Raw genomic sequence first — 20263 nt, 5'->3', positions numbered from 1 at the left:
ATATGTAATTAATTACATAAGTGGAGGTTTATATGAAATTCTACTCCTCCCCCGAGTCGTTGATATTCATGTGACCTTATTTTTAGATCTCAAGTAGGGGGCTGCACATACCATGCCCCAATCACGAGAGTTTAAGAAGAGTAATTAACATAGGGAATATTAAGAAAAAAATAAGGGAGTTATAATCATTAGAAATAAAAAAGTGGTAGTAACTGGAGGACTGGGATTCATCGGATCCCACATTGTAGAGGAGTTATATCCAGATAATGAGGTTTTCATTGTGGATAATAAGGCCACAGGGAAACACGAAAACATACAGGACTTCGATCTTAACCAGATAAGTCTGGTACTGGGAGATATAACCACCATTGATCTTCATGAAATCTTTGAAGATGTAGATTATGTTTTGCACCAGGCAGCATTGCCCAGTGTTCCCCGGAGTGTGAAGGATCCCTTAAGGTCCCATGAAGCAAACATAACCGGGACATTGAAGGTGCTCATTGCTGCCCGTGATTGTGATGTTGAAAAGGTGGTCTGTGCATCCTCTTCCTCGGTGTACGGGGACACACCCGTACTTCCCAAGGTGGAAACCATGCCCCTGAATCCTAAATCACCATATGCAACTACTAAGGCTACTGGCGAGTTGTACTGTCAGAATTTCACTGATATTTATGGTTTGTCCACTGTTTCTCTGCGTTACTTTAATGTGTTCGGTCCCCGGCAGGACCCTAATTCCCAGTACGCAGCGGTGATCCCTAAATTCATAACATCAATTATGAATGGGGAGTCTCCCACTATCTTTGGTGATGGTGAACAGAGCCGGGACTTTACCTTTGTGAAGAACGTGGTTCAGGCTAATATCTTGGCCTGTGAGACGGATATGCAGGGGGTTTACAATGTGGCCTGTGGCCGGAGAACCACCCTCAATGAACTGGTTGGTATGATGGGAGAACTCATGGATGTGGAGGTTAACCCTAAATACACTGAACCACGGGTTGGAGATGTTAAACACTCGCTGGCAGATATTGATAAAATAAAGGCCCATGGATATCAGCCTACCGAAGATTTTAAAAAGGATCTGGAGCAGGTTGTTGAGTTTTTCACCTGTAAATGTTAATTGAACTTATCACACGGTTAATTAATCCCATTTAATTAACTATTATAGTTTTAATTAACTACCTATTTTTTTTAAGAAGTATTTTTTTAAAGAAAAAAAGTTTGGGCTTTTAAAGAAGAGAATTTTAGGTTTTTAAAGAGAGAATTTTTAGGAACCAATTTTAAAATGAAATATCTTATAATAGAATTAGTTAGCTATAAAAATTCAATCATTGAATGTTTAAAAATAGTAAATAAGGAGTTAATAGGAATTGTTTACCGCTCCCACTCCACTGTAATGGAATCCCATTTCCCTTAATTTTTCCGGGTCGTAGATACGCCGGGCATCGATAATAATGGGGATTTTCATTAACTCTTTTACCCTTGCAAAGTCCAGTTCTCGAAACTCCCTGTGGGCGGTCATGAGGACCAGGGCATCAGCATCCTCCAGTGCAGTATACACATCACTTACCAGTGTGCCGTAAACTCCGGTTTCTTCAATATAAGGGTCAACTATGGTCACCAGGGCCTGGTTATGTTCAAGTTCACTGATTAATTCCTTTGATGGTGACTCCCGGTCATCTCCCACGTTTTCCTTGTAGGATAACCCCAGCACCACTACTTTAGAGTTTTTAACTGGCCTTTCATTGTCGTTGAGGGCATCGTTGAGGAGTTCAAAGACATGTTTAGGCATGTAATCATTGATGGTGCGGCCTGCTGCTATTACTTTAGAGTGGTATCCCAGTTCTTTAGCTTTTTTAACCAGATAGTAGGGATCTACGGGTAGGCAGTGCCCTCCTACTCCTCCCCCCGGATAGTAGGCGTTGAAGTTCCATTTGGTGCTGGCACCGTCAATTACTTCCATGACATCGATGCCTATTTTTTCGAAGATCATGGCCAGTTCATTCATGAGGGCAATGTTAAGGTCGCGCTGGGTGTTTTCAATTACCTTGGCGGCCTCGGCAGTTTTTATATTCCTGAGAACCCGGATATCCTTTTTTATGATGAACTGGTAAAGTTCCCGGGTAATCTCTGCCCATTCCGGTGTTATACCCCCCACCACACGGGCTACTTTCTCCAGGGAATGGGCATCATCTCCAGGATTGTATCGCTCTGGACAGTAGGCCAGTCCAAAATCAACACCGGCTTTGAGTCCCGACGATTCCAGGATGGGCTGGAGGGTTTCTTCAGTCACTCCAGGATAGACTGTGGACTCCAGTACCACCAGTTTACCTTTTCCCAATCCTTTAGCCACATCTTCACCAGCGCGGATAATGTAGGAGAGATCAGGATCCTTGGAGGGGGTTACCGGTGTAGGTACGATGAGTAGAATAACATCAGAATCAGAAGTAGCACCGGGAAGGTCTGATTTGGCCACCAATCTTCCATCCTCAACCACTTTCTGAAGCCGTTCATCCAGACCGAGCTCTCCCAGGGGTGAAATCCCCTGGTTTATCAGGGTAAGTTTCTTTTCCTCAACATCCACCCCAATCACATTAAATCCATTTTCAGCAAAGAATATGGCTGTCGGGAGGCCCACGTAGCCCAGCCCAACTACACAAATGGTTGATTCCCTGTCTTTTATCCGCTGAAGTAATTGTTGATACACTTTAGCACCACTATCCATTATAAGTTTAATGATAATATTGATTGGAAATAGATTTTTCCTTAAGTTTTAAATGATTGGGGTATTTCAATTTGATTTATAGAGTTAATATTAAAGCAGACAGAATTCTTTAATAATCATTTTTATTTCATTCTTAGATAATTTATTTACTGAATTTGAATTATATTTATATTTATCAAGTTTTTTACCATTTTTGGAGTTTAAGATAATTAAATCACCATTATCAACAGCAAAAGGTAATTCTTCTACTGTCATTAATTCCTCAAACATCTTCTCCCCAGATCTTTTACCAATATACCTAATTTTAATATCCTCTTTTTGGTGACCATACAATTTTGACAATTCTTCGATCATAACTTCCGCCAAATCGATAATATTCAGTGAAGGCATTTTTAGGATAAATATTTCTCCACCTTCTGCTATTTCACCAGACTTAAGAATTAAATTTACAGCCTCTGGTATGCCCATTACAAAACGTGTCATACTAGGATCAGTGATAGTGACCGGTCCTCCATCTTCAATTTGTTTCTTGAAAATAGGAACAACTGAACCTCTAGAGTCCAAAACATTGCCAAATCTTACACAAGAGAAGACAGTTTTCCTTTCACCTTTATAATGATTTGCGGAGATGGTTAGTCTTTCAGCCAAGAGCTTTGTTGCACCCATAACATTAACCGGGTTCACTGACTTATCCGTGCTTATAACTATTACTTTCTCCACATTACGATCTAATGCGGCATTCAAAACATTTTGAGTTCCTATTACATTAGTCTTTACTGCATCAAATGGATTATATTCACACAAACCAACATGTTTTAGTGCCGCAGCATGAAAAACTATGTCAACATTCTCAAAAGCTCGTTCTAATCTTTCTGTATCCCTAACGTCACCAATTAATGTTCTGATTTTATCTGACTGTAATTCCTGTTCAAGATCAAAAAGAGCAGTTTCATTGTTATCTAAAACACGGATAGATTTTGGTTTGCATTTTAGTAACATTTTGACTATTTCTTTGCCTATAGATCCAACTCCTCCAGTAACAAGAATAGTTTTTTTATTGTAAAATTCATAGATCATTTGAATCAACCTTTTTAAGATATTTAGCAGGGCTACCTACCCACACCTCATTAGGTGGTACATCTTTATTCAGAAAACTATTTGCCCCAATGATAGAATTTTCACCAATTTCCACTCCTGGCATTATTACAGATCCACTACCAATTTTGCAATTCTTGCCCAGAATAGTTTTTCCACCTTTATTATCTATGGAAGAATAACTAAGAATCGTGCATCCAAAACCAATCTTAACATCATCTCCTATTTTAACCCCCTTGAATGCATCAATAACGGTAAATGAACCAATTTCAGTATTTTCACCCAGTTCTAGGTTTTTGTGGTGTAAAACTCTCCAGTACCATTGTGTTAATCCCATGTCATTAAATTGTGGTTTAGATCTTTTTTCCATGCTAAACACCATTAATATCTTCTTAAATTAGCTATATGACCATGTTTCTCATATAGTTGATTGAAACCATTTTCAACGGCTTTTTTATTTGATGTGAGGCTATCATCACGCCGGTAATATTTAAAAAGCGGTTTGGGGATGTGTTTATAAGTTGATCCTTTTTTTATTAACTTTAACAATAAATCATACTCCGGGAAAAAAAGTTGCTCATCATACTTTCCTACTTCTTCAACCGCAGATTTTTTAAATACTATTCCTCCTGCAACAGAATTGAAAATATTATTTTTAAGGGAAACTAACTTGATTTCATCTTTTTCGGTTAGTTCTAGGTAGTCTGAATAAACAAAATCAACTTTTTCATCTTCTATAACTTTTAAAAATATTTTTAAGGTTTCGGGAATGAATGTATCATCAGAATCAAGTAAAATGAAATAATCACCTCTAGCTTTATCAAGACCTATATTAATAGCGTTAATAGGACCATTACTCTCATAAGGAAACACTTTCAATTGATCTTCATAGCTATTCAGAACTTTAAGGGTATCATCTGTTGAACCATCATCAATGACGACAATTTCAAAACTTTGTGGGTTGATTGTTTGGTTTAATACACTTTGAATTGATTTTTTAATAAAATTAGATGAATTGTATGTTCGTATGATTACACTGATTTTTGGTTTCATTTAGTACCTTAAATTTGGTTGTTAATTAGATCTTGTTGCTCAACATTTGAATTTATCTTAATTATCTCAGGATTATCTTCAAGAAACAAGAATAAATCTTTATTTTTTAAATAAATTAGGTCTTTTAATCCGTCATATATTTCTTTAATAAATGAGATATCCTGCGGGGTGTCAACAGTGAACCTATAATTAAGTGGATATTCTAGGGCATATCTAAAATTTCTAATTTTAAAATCTGTAGGGTGATTCTTAATAAAAAGAGTGACGTGTTCTTTTTCTGAATTTGTCAAATATTCTGCATTTATTATCTCCAATGCTTTGCGACTAATAACTTCACAACCGAAACCCAACGGAGCATTCTGCGAATAGGTGTAATCATTCCCAGACATTAAATGGTCATGGATCATTTGATCCATTAGATCCGGATCGGTAAGTGGATTATCGCCTGTCACTCTTACAATGATATCCCCATTAAATATCTCTGAAGCTTGCAAATATCGGCTAAAAACGTCATTTTCGCTCCCCCTAAAAACTTCAGATCCAATTTTGTTACATAATTCTATAATTGCATCATCTTCAGCATTCAATGTTGTTGCAACAATCACTTCATTTATATATTTAGATCTTTTTACACGATTAATAATTATCTCAAGAAGTGAAGTGCCACCAATCTTTTCTAAAACTTTACCGGGTAGACGTTCCGAGCCCATTCGAGCTTGTATAATAACTATTACTCTTTTCATAGGTCATCCCATTGTAATTGTTGATCCTTATCAATATCATTTTTAACAGTTTTTCCAATAATTAAATCTCCAAATTTTGGTTCAATGCCAGTTCCTGGCCTTAAATATTTTATTTTATCTTCAGTTAAAATTTCTCCCTTTTTTATATATTTTTTGGCAGTAATGCTTCTTCTGGCTAGTGAACGAAGATTTTTCTCATCTTCAGTAATGGTTTTCATCTGAGATCCTGTTGAAGTTTCAGCTAATCTAATATTTTTAACCATTGATTTGAACTCACCGGGTTCAAGAGAAAGCTGATGATCAGGACCTGGCAAATTTTGATCCAATGTAAAATGTTTTTCAACCAAATCCGCACCCATAACAACCGCTAATGCAGGAATTAAAGTTCCAATGGTGTGATCCGAGAAACCTACAGGTACTTTAAACAATTTTTTAAGAGTTTTAATAAAATTTAAATTTGTATCCTCATAATTTGTAGGGTAATTAGAAACACAATGCATTAAAGCAATATTCTGATTACCCTCATTATAAACAACATTAAGAGCCTCCTCTATCTCACATATAGAAGACATACCCGTTGATAATACAATTGGCTTTTTTTTGCGAGCTATTTGACTTAATAATTGCAAATACGTCAAATCACCAGAAGCTACTTTGTATAATGGTGATTCTATCTCATCAAATAGATCTACACTATGTGTACCAAAAACACTGGCAGTGAATAAAATTCCGTTAGAATCAGCATATTCAGCTAGATCTATCCATTCCTCATCACTTAATTCTAATGATTTAAACAGATCATAATAATCTGATTGGGGACTAGAGATTTCTTCAGCTTTAAAAATTTGGAATTTGATTGAATCCGCACCGCTACTAGCTGCACTTTTTATTAACCTTTTTGCCTGGCTTAGATCACCATCGTGGTTCAAACCTGCTTCGGCAATTATAAAAGTTGGTTCTGTATCACCAATAACAAAGTTATCTATCGTAATTTTCATTAATTACACCCGATAATAATTAATAATTTTTTTAACAGCATTAACGACTTGATGAACATCTTCATCAGTCATTTTAGGGTATATTGGTAATGATATTTCCTTTTCATATATAGATTCTGCAACAGGAAAATCACCTTTCTTAAATCCATAGTTTTCGTTATAATACGGATGAAAATGCAAAGGTATGAAATGGACACTTGTACCAATATTTTCAGCTTTTAAAGCTTCGATAAAATCATTACGATTTATATTTAATAAATCGTTATTTACCAAGATAGGGTACAAATGCCATGCATGTTTAGCATAGTCTTTAACGGCAGGGGTTATTATTTCTAGAACCTCTTTAAACGATTTATTGTAAATAGTTGCTATTTCGTTCCTTCTTTTCTGCATGGAGTCCAACTTTTTTAGTTGATGGATCCCTATACTCGCTTCGATATCGCTCATGTTATATTTATACCCAGGATATAATATCTCATAATACCATGAGCCCTCTGAAGAGTATCGCTTCCAAGCATCTTTGCTTATTCCGTGAAGACTTAGAATTCTCATTTTTTCAGCTAATTCTTCATTATTGGTGGTTATCATACCACCTTCACCTGTAGCAAGATTTTTAGTGGCATAAAAACTGAAACATGTAGCATCCCCTATGGTTCCAATGTTTCTCCCTTTATATTTTGATCCAATAGCATGAGCTGCATCTTCTATAACATATAAATCGTAATCAGAAGCAATTCTCATTATTTCATCCATATCACAGGGATGACCAGCGTAATGAACTGGAATGATAGCCTTTGTGTTCTTTGAGATTTTTTCTTCAAGTTTAGATGGATCTATGTTATAAGTGTCTCTTTCAACATCCGCAAAAACAGGTTTAGCATTTTGATGAATAATTACTTCAGAAGTAGCAGCAAACGTTAAGGGGGTTGTAATGACTTCATCACCTTTACCAATATCTAATCCTGCTAAAACAAGATGTAATGCTGCGGTGCAAGAATTAACAGCTAATGAAAATTTTGAATCTACATATGATGAAAACATTTCTTCAAACTTAAATGTCTTTGGACCTCTTGTAATCCAATCAGAATTTAAAGTGCATAAAACTTCTGTAATTTCTTCTTTTCCAATAGAATGTCTCGAAAATGGAATGAACTCCTTAAATACAGGTTTACCGCCAAGTATTGCAAGTTTTGACATGTTTTCTCCCACATTATTACATAAAAATACTTTGTCGCCCTAATTAAGGCACTAAATCAAGGAATAATTGCTTAAATCGAATTTATTATAATATAATGTAATCTCTTTCATATATCATTTATATATTATATTAAATCCTTTTAACAATAATCTTATTTACCCCAAAAGTAATAATAATCTATTCCTAAATCTATGATAATTACTTTTGAATAAGGGTTCCCCAATATCTTGTATCATGATCAATTAATTATGAAATTATATTAGTTAGTGATTGATTGAATACTTTTTCGCGTCAAATTATGTTAACAATATTGAGTATATTTTGAAATAATATCATATATAATTAATTTGAGGACTATTCGACCCAATTAAGAGATTATTTTAAATAAATAGCCTTTTTTGTTATTAATCTCTAAATAACCTTCTAATGAATAGAATTTCATTGCTTTTTAACTCACCTAGTAGTTTAAGAGATATGAAATAAACAATAATACATAACATTACAACTAAAATAACATTAAAAATCCCTTCAGGAGCTAAAAATAGGGCTATTACTGAAAATATACACGATGCAATTATGCTTTTTATTATAAAAAGGATATTAAGTTCGAATTCGATAAATTTAAATGAATAAAATAAAGTTAACGCAAAAGCAGCCATGTATGCAACTAAAGTCATGATTCCCGCACCAATAATCCCTAAATATGGTAAAAAGACTAGATTAAGAATAAAATTGATGATGGCAGCAATCATCCAGATCACAGCTAAATATTTAGTTTTCTTTGTTAAAACTAAAGTTTGATTTATAATTCCACTCAAACCAAATAAAAGAGCACTAGCTGCTATAAATGGAGTGACAATGTACCCATTTAAAGCTATTTGTTCTGTAGTAAGTATTAATAACATCGGTTTAGCAAGAACGGAAATACCGAAAGCCGCAGGAATTGAAAACATTGAATAATATTTAAAAGAATTTCCCAATATATTTTTTACATTTTTAATATTATTATTATCATAATGTTTGGCCAATATGGATGGCAAAAGTATTGAAAACGGTGTTAAGAAAAAAACTAAGATATTTCCAAGTGAATAAGCAGGAGAATATAACCCCACAAATCCAATTCCTAAAATTATCCCAATTAAATATCGATCACTGGAATCTAAAATCCATATAGATAAATTGCTAGGGACTGTAGGAATACTAAAAGATAAGTACTCCTTAATGTTACTAAATTTTGGGAATGAAAACCCAATATTTTTGATAATAATTGAAATCATTATTGCTAAAACAATTGATAGAGAAATCAGATTTCCCAATATGGCATAATATATGGAAAACCCTAAAAAAACAACACATGAAACTACTAAAACACTGAAATAAGTCAAAGTAATTGAAAATAGTGAATAGAGTCTTATTTCATTAAATGTTCTAAAATAATTTGTCATTATCCCATTTAAGCCTGCTACAATTATAGTTAGGCCTGTAAGAATAACTATATTATCATTACCGCCAAAAATCGCATTAGAGATTGGTTCCGAAAATATGTATAATATCAAAAATGCAATTATGCCCATAAAAGCTACAAAGAAAACTGTTGAATAAAATCCTTCTTTTATTTTTTCTTTATTCTCTTCGGCTGCCAAGTAGCGTATCATAGCGTAAGGCAATCCTAATTCAGCTATTCCTCTTATTAAATTGATAGTAGTACTTACTTGTATCCATATAGCATATTCCTCAATACTATATGTTTTTGTAAGAATAGGTAATAAAATAAATGAGCTTAAAGCAATTAATATATTTGAGATACCTACTAATCCCACCCTTTGAAAAAAGATTTTTAATTCGTTCAATAAATCACCAAATTAATAACTCACTTAATAGTAGCTATGTCTCAATAATACGTCATTTTAAAGAGAATAATTTTTTTTTATTAAATCAGGATAGGGTTCATTTACTTGTTTTACAACCTTGGCTGGAATACCAACAGCAACAGAGTTTTTTGGTATATCTTTGATAACAACAGCATTCGCACCAATGATAGAATTTTCGCCTACCGTTACAGGACCTAAAATTTTTGCCCCTGCGCCAATCAATACATTATTTTCAATTATGGGACTTTCTCTTCCATTTTTTTCCTTAAAAATGTTTCCCCCAATAGTAACTCCTTGAGCTATTGTAACATTTTCACCTATTATACATCTTCGGTTAATAATAATGCATTTGGGATGGGGGATAAATAACCCACCGCCAACGTTAGATGTAGATGGAATTTCAATTTCTGTTAATAACCACCCAAATGCTGTGATAATCTTCCTTAAGACTTTGTTATTAACTAAGTTCAGACTTAATAATCTATGGAAAAACATAGATCTGAATGCTGAAGAAGTAATAAAATAGCGAAGTATTAATAAGTATATGTTTGTATCTACCTTTCTAAATCTACTAATATCCTTGACTAAAAGACTTGTAAAAATTTTTTTTTTATTCATAGTTAACCTACAAAAGTTGTTATATTGAACTTAACATTTTATCAAATCCATTAGCGATTTTAGTCCAATCTTCATCAGACGGTTCCTCATAATTACTAATAAATATGGTGTTGACATGTGTTGAACAAATAAATTTAGTGATATATTCTTTAGATTTTCCTTCACCATTTAATATTTTTAACAAGATCTCACTTAATTCATTTAAATCTCGAACAATGAAACACAAATCTTCCTTACAGTAAAAATCATGCCCAAATGAAATTACTGGTGTCTCCATTATTAAAGCTTCAAATCCACTAGTGGAATTTATGGTAATAACTCCAACAGCATTTTTAATTAGATTTTGTGGAGGAACTGATGGGTGGATAATCTTAATATTTGTAAATTTAGACAACCCATAAATTTCTTTAAAATTTGTATCTGAACCAAAATAATGTGGATGAGGTTTAATATATAAATTACAATTATTGGGCAATGCACGTGATATTTTTTTACATAAATCAATTTGATCTAACATTGGCTCTTTGAAGGTGATCTGAGCATCAGCAGTATAATGAAGTGGAAAAAAAAAGAAATTATCATTCAAGTTTGGATCTTTAATCACCAACTTAATCAACGAAATTCTAATTAATCCTATCAAATATTTATATATTATATCCATTATATTCTGATTATAAAAACAGTAGAATTCCTCCGGGTATTTCTTCAACAAATTCTTTTTGAATTTATTATATCTATAAAGATATCTAATTGAATCTAATCTTCTAGGAATTGATTTAAATTTCCAGTATTTAACATTTTCAGATAATACTTTTTCTCCAGTGATAGTTTTGGAAGAATATAATTGTCTAACTGTGTCAATATTTGTAGTTTTATCATTCCAAAACAAAACCTCATTGAAATTTTCGTTAAAGGAAAAACCAGGTTTAGGAAATCTACTTGGAAATATACTCACAACCTTAATACCTAATCGTCTAGCAGTAAAAAATGACACTACAGAAAAAGTTGTGTCTTCTAATGTATTTATCATTAAATCAACATCATTCTCGATAAAAAAATTTTTATAAAAACTTATTAATCCAACAATATAATCATTTAACTTATTTTGATTTCTAGAATCCTTATATTTAGATCTGTCGTAAAACAACCGTGAGAATGAAGATATATATCTAAAAGAGATACCTAACCACTTTTCCATATCTTCCTTTTCCTTCTCCGAATATTCATGAAGAAACTGAGAATCATAAAGAAAAGTCATTTTTGCATTTCTTGAAAGGTTATCAAAGGCTGAATTTATTTTATCAAATTCTTCATCTCCAATTAAAATTTTAAGGTCGTCATTTAAATGTGATTTTGGTTTGACTCTTGATGCAACAAAAACATGATGGTTACTATCTAATTTAGATACCCATGGGGCCTTACTTAAAATATCTTTTCCATAACTACTTGTTCCGATAATTAATGCAATATTAACCATAAAATCACTCCATCAGAAATATGTTAAGATCACCGTTGCTATAAATTCTATGAACCCCATTATCACTTTCTTTTAATTTTTGGAAGTCGCTAGGATTAAATCTCCATTTATCTTTATACTCCGAATATAATGAAGGATAAAGGATTTCTCCTCTTTTAGATAATATGAAATATGTAGATTGATTTACTACTTGACTAAAGGAAGAATTTTCAGAATATCCGAAATGATCAGGGGGAGTAACACCTTCATAGCTTATCATTTTTTTCTTAACATTTTTACCATATATTGCATCATATATTCGATAGGGTGAAATTCCCATGCTTAAGATTTGGAAGTTATCATTCCGGATATCAAAAAATGTAGCCATCCCATTAAATTCTGCTTTTCCCATTTGTTCATTTGAGGTTTTAACTATTGGAGAGAAATATAAATTAAAAGTGGAAAAATATACTACGAGTAAAAGAATTAGACCAAAGGATACTAATTTAAAAATGCCATATTTAGATAATTTTCCATTAATTACCTCCAATTTTATAGTTTTTAATTTTTTATTAACACATACTGGGATGAAAATGATAGCAAAGATAAATGCCAGTGGAATAAACCTAGCAAAATCAAAAATATAAGTTCCAACGAAAGTTGTGACTGAGAGTAATAAAAAAAGAATAAACATCATGGATGGTAAAATATAAGAAAACAAATAATTTTCTTTTATTTTATTATTCCTAATAATTTTAACTAAACAAATAACGCAAAAAATTCCAATTATACCCATTATAATATATTGCCCATATTTCGAAAAAGTCAAATTAACGAGATCGATGTAGTTAGGTTGTGCATATGAAATGGTGCTCGTATATGTACCTAAAGTAGACCCCGATCCTTCACCGATTAAACCTGCATAGAATTTTTTTATATCTTTTGTAACTAAATATAGATAAGCATTCCATGAAAAAAATATTACAGATATCAGTAAAATAAGATTCATACCAGATCTAAGATTTAATTTAAATTCTTTTTTAAACAGTTTATCCTGATTATAATAAATTAGGGTCATCACTATAAAAAGCAAAACATATATTTGTGAGATGAGTGGATGTAAAAAAACTATTGAAATCAACGAAATTAGTAGTAAAATTGTAAAAACCACACTTTTATCTGATTGAGATTTAAAATAAAGGAATATGATGAAAGGTAATAACAAAATTCCCATTACATATGGAGCAAATGTGGTATAAGTTAACGTAAAAAGTAATATGGGAGAAAAAATCAGAGCTAAGTAAAAAACATCTTTCTTATAAAAAGATCTTGCTATCAAATAAAACGATAATAAAAAAAATAAACTGGAAAATTGAGGGAAAAAGTTTATAACTGTTTTAACATCTAATCCAGTTAAAATAACTAGTGATGAAGCCAACACATGAATTAAAGGATACATGTTATTTGATCCAATAAAACCAGAATTAAAAATGACTTGTAAAAAACCGAGATGAGACATTACATCTCCCGTACCAAATAGGAAGTAACCACGGATAATTGGTAAAAATATCAAAACTAAATCGTTTAGTATAATTAGTAAGTAAGAATATATTCCAAATTTGTTTTTATCTGCCAAATAACCAAAAAGTAGACTCATTTGTGCAGATACTATTGAAAATATTATGGAAAACCAGAAAAATGGTGGATAAACATCATATATTGAAATCTCATAGCCTGCTGTTGGAGGAATTATAAGTAAAATTACGATAGAGAGAAAGAGGAATGTTAAACTAATAATTATAAATATCTTTTCAAAATGTTGTTTTAACATATTCATCCTTATCCTCTTTAAAAAACTATTCTGAACTATTCTAATATTTGATCCCACTTTTCCTCTACTTTGCTATATGTAAAATTATTCTCAATTAGATTATAAGCATTTGAAATAATGTTACCAATCTTTTCATATTCTAATACTCTATTTATATCCTTAGCTATACGATGAGGTACATTTTTTTCTATTATAAATCCTGTTTCTGCATCTTTTATTATATCTGGAATGGCACCCACATTAGTGGCTAAAACTGGAGTTCCGCATGCCATTGCTTCAATTAGCACATTTGGCAGTCCTTCAGTATAAGAAGGAAGAACAAGTAATTTGAACTCATTCAAATAATGAGGCAATTCATCATGGGAAACCCATCCTTTAAGCATTACCTTTTTGTTTAAACTATTAGCGTTTATATATTCTTCCATTTCATCAAACAAAGGACCATCACCAATAAATATGAATTTTAGATCATCCCTACCCAATATTTCTATTGCTTGTATCAAATTTTTTACGCCTTTTAATTCGCTTAAAGTACCTACATAACCGATTAATTTTCTTTGATATGTTGGTTTCATCATTTTAAATGTATTTAAATCAATAAAATGTTCGCTTGTAACTCCGATTTTCTTATTATATTTTTGTAATCTTCTTTCAATAACAATTCTATTTGAATATACGATAATTTTGTCAGAAAAGAAAAAAACAACATTTGATAAATAACCAGTAATTTTGGTTAGTGGATCTTTCTTGATTTTGCCTATTTTCATTGGAAATCCTGCTAAAATTATTTTTAAATCTTTTTTCAATATTTTAACAGTTATAGAAGGCAAAATGAGACTTTCTCCCCCTATGAACAGAATTACAGAATTATAATTATTTCTATGTTGAAATAATAATCGTGAAATAGTTACTTGAAGTTTAATGTTGCTAATAATTCGCATGATGAGGTTAGAATGATTTTGATGAGTAATTTTATCAACATGAATTTTTTCGTCATTTTTAAATATATCGTATCCCTCTCCACCCGTAACTAAATAAAGTTCATCAGACAATTTATTAACAATATTTACTAAATTGGAAAAGGGTATGACTCCGCTTTTGCCCAAAGGCATAGTTACAATGCAATTACGGTGGTCCCTATTTTTCATCATTTTATCACGGCCTTCCAAATAAATAATATTTTATTAATCTTGAGGATTAAAATTATGTTAAGGCATCTATTCCAGTATATATCATAATTCTTATTTTTAATAGTTCTAAACGTGTTATGCCGGATAATATGAAGCTATATTAGCAATAAAGTCACTCAGTCAAAGTTTCATATATTCACTATTTTTGACTATTCAATAAAGAAATAATGTTTTTATTAGTATTCCTGTTTTTTATCTATTTAATATATCCATGTAAATTCTTTCAAGATTTTTAATGATATTTAACCAGTCAAATTTAGTTTCTACTATTCTTCTACCATTTTTTGCATATTTAGACCTAAGTTTTTTATTAGTTAACAAAGTTATAATTGCCTGTTTCAAGTGTTGAATGTCATGATCAGCAACTATTCCACCATTTTTATCAATAATATCTGCTATTCCGCAGTTTTTTGTCATTACCACAGGGGTCACACACACTAAAGATTCTAAAACTGTATTTGGGAATGTTTCATATCTTGAAGATAAAACATATACATCTGCATCAACATAAGCCTCTAATTTGGCTTTATTGTAAAGAGGGCCCGTGATAATAACTTTATCTGACAACTTTAGATCTATAATCATTTGTTTAATATAATTTAAAAACCCGTCGTCAGGGCCTACTATAACAAGTTTAACCATATCAAGTTCTTTTGAAATATCTGAAAATGAATTTATAAGCAGATCAATACCCTTTATTTTATTTATTCTCCCTAAAAATAAAATTACGTTTTCATCAGTTTTAATACCATATTTTTTCCTGAATTTTCCTCTTGCAGGAAGAAGCTGATACTCTGATAGATCAATTCCATTTGGAATTATTTTGATTTTGTCAGATCTAACACCCATTTGTTGATACTGCTTTAGTTCCCCATTAGTAAGAGCAATGACCATTTTTGCATCATTTAAGATTTTATATCCCCATATAAAATCATAAATTTTTTTAAAATTCTGTTTTTGAAAAAAAGGCAATACAGAACCCCTTGCTTGCAAAATATAAGGGATATTATATTTTTTTGCATATGTACGGACAACATTATTTTGGTAAGATCTGAAATTATGCATATGTATTATATCAAAATCTTTTAGATTGGTATCTAACCAGTTTTTGATCGAAGGCGAATATATTAATAGACCTAAATTATAAACAGAATGTAAACAAATTACATTTACTCCCTTCTTTATAATTGATTCAACATATTTTTCATCTTTATCAATATCTGTAGTTAATATTGTAACTTCGTGACCTGCTTTTGATAATTCTTTTGACAAGATATATGTAGAATTTACAGTTCCCCCATACTTTGGGGCAAAGAAAGGAATGACCTGAAGAATTTTCATTTGTAATATCGCTCCATTTCACTTACGACTTCTTTTTCCTTGGGATTTCTCAAGAATTTAGCACATCCATAAATTAAGGGAGTTACTGGGGAATTCATAACCAATTTGGCTATTGTTTCACTTTTAAAAAGTAATGTGGACAAACTGTCAATAACAGTCTTATTAACGCTGAATTGCATCTTGAATCTCGTCCAATCATCATTTATAGTTACGTTATTCAAATTTGTAGTTCCAAGACCCTCTTTTTCAGCAACAATCACATGTTCGGCCTTTTTAATAGGTATTCCCATCATATTTGCACCCAATGAATCTATAACAACAGGATTATTGGAGGACAAAATTAAATCTAATCTTTTAGGTTCCCCATACATGGGGCCATGACCATCCAGAGCATATATTCCATCCATCACCACCAATTTAGGGTTAAGTACTTTAGTAATCAGAGTAAGTTTCTCACTAAGATTTTTATGGTACAAACCACGCATTGTATCGGGATAACAGCCCCATAAATTTTTCATGCTAAGGGTGACTTGTGTCATTACATGGACTTTTAAAACCGGAACCGAAATAAAACAATCAACATCTTCTATTAGAAGTTTAGGAAGCTGGACCTTAACATTTTTACCATTTATATTATCCTCAACAAACTTGGATTCAATATTCGACAAGTTCACCATTTCTACCCCTGTATCCCTACAAATTTCGGGCATTTGGTGACCTTCCAGCGACTCATTCGCAGTAAACGAATGATTACCTCCATCGGATTCCCCTAAAAATACATTATCAGCTCTATCTTTCAATATTTCTAATAAATATTTTAATAATTCTGGTGAAGTGGTTATTCCTTCCTTGTAATAGGGATAAGTAAAATTTGGTTTGAGAAAAACCGTAGAATCTTTTTTAACATATTTTTTCCATTTTACGAAATCAAGACTTTTTTTAATGTCATCCTTTAAATTTTCAATTTTTGATACGTAAGCTAAATACTCATCCAACTTAAACAACTCCACCTAAAGTCTCTTCGAATTTATCAGTAATTGATGACCAATCATTATCTCGAACAAAATTACAAGCCTTTTTACCATTCTCTTGAACATCAAGCCCAATAACCTTATTTAATAAGTTTTCAGGAAAATCTACATAGGAAATACCATTATCATCACCGAATTCAGCTTTAATACCCGGTAACTGAGTAGCAATAACTGGTTTACTCATGGCCATATATTCATATAATTTAATGGGGACTATATCTTGCATTATTATCTCTTGAGGATACGCAGGTAAAATACAAACATCCGCTGCTGCTATAAATTCCGGTATCTTACGGTATGGTTGTTTACCAGTTAATATTAGTCTCCGATCAAGAATGTATTTTTCTTTAATGTCTTCTAGATCATGATAGGCATCCCCATCTCCCACTACCATCAATTTCATATTTTCATGATTTCCTTTTCCCAGTTCCTCTGCCACTTCTTTAACACCGGCAAAGTGATAAATCCAACCCATGAAAAAGAGTAATAATTCATCATCTTTAATCCCATACTCTTTTCGGATAGCAGAACCGTCAATTTTAGGATCAAACCTTTCCAAATCAATACCTGCATCAATAACAATAGTATTGTTCTCATCAGCCCCTAAGCCCACTGCGAATTCTGATAATTTTTTGTTGATGGTTATAACCTTATCAGAATTTTTGATGATACCTTTTTTAACCTGTTTTCCAATGAATTGTAGTGATTTTTCTGGTATTAAAGTATAGAGAACATCAATTAGGTAATAAACAAAAGGAATATTGTGTTTTTTGGCCGCTCTAGCAGCGATATATGTATTGATCAAACCAAAACCTACAATGACATCTGGTTTAAATTCCTTAATCTGGCGATTGATTTCTCTCCAGCTAGTCCAAGTCCAGGAGACATAATTTAAAACTGGAATCTTGAGTAGGCCGGGCCTTATCACATCAATGTTTGCTTCATCATGAATTTTATGAACACCTTTAAAAACCTGTCTTTTGGAGATTATTCCCTCATTTTTATTGGTTTTCCAGTCGATCTCATAGTCAATAACGCGTATCTTATGACCTCTTAAAGATAATCGTTCCATAAGATGGTGTTGTTGATGGGGGTTCCTCTGGATCCAGTCGGATTCTTGTACAACAAGGATATTCATAAATATCAAAATTCTGCGCTTCTCTCGATGTCATCCCAGTTTTCCACAAACCAGGAATGGGTTTTCTTTAAACCATCTTTAAAGGTTGTCTGTGGATTGTAACCCAGGATTTTTTTAGCTTTTTCAATAGAAGAAAGCAACCGAGTCTTTGCATCCCAGTCCCTGCGGGCTGCATAAGCAATTCCCTCGGTGTTACCGGTTAACTCATTCACCATGTTGGCCATATCAATAACCCTGGTTTCAGTAGCAGATCCAAGGTTAATTGCTTCTCCAATGGCTTCTTCAACTATTCCCATGGCCATGAGCCCATTAACAATATCGTCTACATAGGTCCAATCCCTTGTTTCTGAACCATCACCAGTGATGGGTAGTGCCTGGTTAGTCATGGACCAGTACATGAAGTTGGGAATTACATTACGGTATTTTCCTGGAACTTCTCCCGGTCCAAACACGTTGAAAAATCGGGCATTAACAATAGGTAACCCGTAGAGATTGTGGAAATAATTAGTGTAAAGTTCCCCTATGAGTTTGGTAACCTGGTAAGGAGTATGTAAACTAATGGAAATATCGGGTTCTTCAAAGGGCATTTTAGAGTCTAAACCATAGACTCCACATCCAGATGAAGAGTAAACAAAGCGTTCCACCCCCACAAGATGAGCATACTCTAACACTTTCAATATACCCATCCCATTAACCATGAGATCCAGTTCGGGGTTATCTACCGAGTTCTGGTTGGCAAAATGGGCTGCAAGGTGGAAAACATAGTCTGGTTTCTCCTTAAAGACACGCTTGAGCATCTCATCATCAAGGATGTCTCCCTTTACGAAGTATATATTTTCAACTTCTGGAATATTCCATTCGTAAGCTGAATCAAGATTATCTAATATTATAACTTTCTCGGCGTATTCTGATAGTTTCCGGGTGAGGTTGCTCCCTACACAACCAGCACCACCAGTCACTAAAACCGTTTTATCATTGTAATCATTATAATCCACGTTAATCTCCCCAAATAGATATTTTAATCTTCTACCCTGTAGAACCATCGCATCCATTCTACAGTTTTTTTAATCCCCTGTTCAGGATTTATTTTAGGGTCATGCTTTAAATCCTTTATTGCCTTGGAAAAATCAATGGTTTTAACCTGGGTGGTGAAGTCCTCTGCCTCTTCATAGGTAACTAAAGAATCATCACGACCGACAGCGTTTAATACTATGTCTGAATAGTCCTTAATATCTTTCTCCCATTCTGTACGTCCACCAACATTGTATACTTCACCCGGGATGAAATTATCGACAATATTAGCGAAGGTGAAAGCAGTGTCTTCCACATAATCAATGATACGTTTATGTCCTTTGTAAACTGTGTAAGGTTGATTATGTAGTGCTTTATAGATAAAAATTGGTATGAAACCTTTGAATGGAGAATATTCTTCGTGGGGCCCGTAACAGTTTACTGGGCGTACACGTACAGTTTCCGTGTCAAACATGGTGGCAGAGTTCATACACATGAGTTCCCCGGCCCATTTGGTTATGGCGTAGTCATTCATCTGGTAAGTGTCTTTAATGGGGTTATTTACCATTACATCTTCGGTCATTCTTCCAGTGTAATCCCCATAAACCTCTGCAGATGAGAAAAATATCATTTTGAAACCTAGTTTTTCCTGTAATCGGATCATGTGTTTGGTTCCGATTACATTGGTCTGCCATAGGTTTTCGTAGTATCCTTCTCCGTTCCAGCGACCGTACTCTGCCGCCAGATGGTAAACATAATCAAATTTGTTATTTTTAAAAAGTCGTTCTAACTGGCGGTAGTTGCGCACATCACAGCGCTGGTAGTTGTCCCGATTATTATGAAGCAAGTCAACAGCAAATACTTCATGGCCTCTGTTTTCTAATTCTTTAACTAAATTGGTGCCTATGAATCCTGCTCCACCGGTTACCAGTATTTTTTCAGTTTCCATTAATACTCCCCTTATTTA

18 protein-coding genes are annotated in these 20263 nt (G+C 32.9%); 1 reads left to right on the top strand and 17 read right to left on the bottom strand.

The features are described from left to right. The first annotated feature begins 202 nt into the window (after positions 1–202). Entirely contained in the window at positions 203–1117 is a 915-nt protein-coding gene (locus CIT02_RS00675; RefSeq protein ID WP_292613057.1) for an SDR family oxidoreductase, read from the top strand. A gap of 240 nt (positions 1118–1357) precedes the next feature. Here the strand turns inward: CIT02_RS00675 and CIT02_RS00670 are convergent, their stop codons facing one another. From CIT02_RS00670 to CIT02_RS00590, 17 genes are all read right to left on the bottom strand, one after another. Beyond that, a complete protein-coding gene (locus tag CIT02_RS00670; protein WP_292613055.1) occupies positions 1358–2704 on the bottom strand; it encodes a nucleotide sugar dehydrogenase in 1347 nt (448 codons plus the stop codon). 108 nt (positions 2705–2812) lie between these two features. Further along, positions 2813–3799: a UDP-N-acetylglucosamine 4,6-dehydratase family protein gene (locus CIT02_RS00665; protein WP_292613053.1), complete on the bottom strand. Its 987-nt coding sequence runs from the start codon at positions 3797–3799 to the stop codon at positions 2813–2815. Further along, positions 3789–4187: a DapH/DapD/GlmU-related protein gene (locus CIT02_RS00660; RefSeq protein ID WP_292613051.1), complete on the bottom strand. Its 399-nt coding sequence runs from the start codon at positions 4185–4187 to the stop codon at positions 3789–3791. Before CIT02_RS00660 ends, CIT02_RS00665 begins: the two co-directional genes overlap by 11 nt. Positions 4188–4198: 11 nt before the next feature. Continuing rightward, the gene (locus CIT02_RS00655) at positions 4199–4870 is read right to left on the bottom strand and encodes a glycosyltransferase (protein WP_292613049.1); all 672 of its coding nucleotides are present in this window, start codon (positions 4868–4870) and stop codon (positions 4199–4201) included. Between the two features lie 8 nt (positions 4871–4878). Next, a complete protein-coding gene (locus tag CIT02_RS00650; RefSeq protein WP_292613047.1) occupies positions 4879–5613 on the bottom strand; it encodes a glycosyltransferase family protein in 735 nt (244 codons plus the stop codon). After that, positions 5610–6611 carry an N-acetylneuraminate synthase family protein gene (locus CIT02_RS00645; protein WP_292613045.1) on the bottom strand — a complete coding sequence of 334 codons (1002 nt, stop codon included), beginning with the start codon at positions 6609–6611 and terminating at the stop codon, positions 5610–5612. The genes CIT02_RS00650 and CIT02_RS00645 overlap by 4 nt, the downstream gene beginning before the upstream one ends. A 3-nt stretch (positions 6612–6614) precedes the next feature. Beyond that, the gene (gene pseC / locus CIT02_RS00640) at positions 6615–7808 is read right to left on the bottom strand and encodes a UDP-4-amino-4,6-dideoxy-N-acetyl-beta-L-altrosamine transaminase (RefSeq protein ID WP_292613043.1); all 1194 of its coding nucleotides are present in this window, start codon (positions 7806–7808) and stop codon (positions 6615–6617) included. A 405-nt stretch (positions 7809–8213) separates the two neighbouring features. Further along, entirely contained in the window at positions 8214–9659 is a 1446-nt protein-coding gene (locus tag CIT02_RS00635) for an oligosaccharide flippase family protein (protein WP_292613042.1), read from the bottom strand. A 57-nt stretch (positions 9660–9716) separates the two neighbouring features. Next, positions 9717–10298 (bottom strand): serine O-acetyltransferase EpsC, encoded by a 582-nt coding sequence (gene epsC, locus CIT02_RS00630; RefSeq protein ID WP_292613040.1) that lies wholly within the window; start codon positions 10296–10298, stop codon positions 9717–9719. Positions 10299–10317: 19 nt separating this feature from the next. Then, entirely contained in the window at positions 10318–11775 is a 1458-nt protein-coding gene (locus CIT02_RS00625) for a hypothetical protein (protein ID WP_292613038.1), read from the bottom strand. Positions 11776–11779: 4 nt separating this feature from the next. Beyond that, on the bottom strand, positions 11780–13591 hold the full coding sequence (locus CIT02_RS00620) for a DUF6541 family protein (protein ID WP_292613036.1): 1812 nt from the start codon (positions 13589–13591) through the stop codon (positions 11780–11782). A 29-nt stretch (positions 13592–13620) separates the two neighbouring features. Then, a complete protein-coding gene (locus tag CIT02_RS00615; RefSeq protein WP_292613034.1) occupies positions 13621–14736 on the bottom strand; it encodes a glycosyltransferase family 4 protein in 1116 nt (371 codons plus the stop codon). Between the two features lie 231 nt (positions 14737–14967). Next, positions 14968–16116: a glycosyltransferase gene (locus CIT02_RS00610; RefSeq protein ID WP_292613032.1), complete on the bottom strand. Its 1149-nt coding sequence runs from the start codon at positions 16114–16116 to the stop codon at positions 14968–14970. Continuing rightward, a complete protein-coding gene (locus CIT02_RS00605; protein ID WP_292613030.1) occupies positions 16113–17111 on the bottom strand; it encodes a DUF362 domain-containing protein in 999 nt (332 codons plus the stop codon). The genes CIT02_RS00610 and CIT02_RS00605 overlap by 4 nt, the downstream gene beginning before the upstream one ends. Position 17112: 1 nt before the next feature. Then, positions 17113–18285, bottom strand: coding sequence for a glycosyltransferase (locus tag CIT02_RS00600; RefSeq protein ID WP_292613028.1), 1173 nt, complete (start codon positions 18283–18285; stop codon positions 17113–17115). 5 nt (positions 18286–18290) lie between these two features. Continuing rightward, positions 18291–19280, bottom strand: a complete 990-nt coding sequence (locus CIT02_RS00595; protein WP_292613026.1) for an NAD-dependent epimerase/dehydratase family protein — start codon at positions 19278–19280, stop codon at positions 18291–18293. A 23-nt stretch (positions 19281–19303) separates the two neighbouring features. Next, a complete protein-coding gene (locus CIT02_RS00590) occupies positions 19304–20245 on the bottom strand; it encodes an NAD(P)-dependent oxidoreductase (RefSeq protein ID WP_292613024.1) in 942 nt (313 codons plus the stop codon). Positions 20246–20263 lie beyond the last annotated feature (18 nt).

The sequence above is a fragment of the Methanobacterium sp. BAmetb5 genome, from assembly GCF_003491305.1.
Taxonomy (GTDB): domain Archaea; phylum Methanobacteriota; class Methanobacteria; order Methanobacteriales; family Methanobacteriaceae; genus Methanobacterium.
The sequence above is the reverse complement of the archived record's forward strand: the minus strand, read 5'-3'. Positions and strand labels throughout refer to the sequence as shown.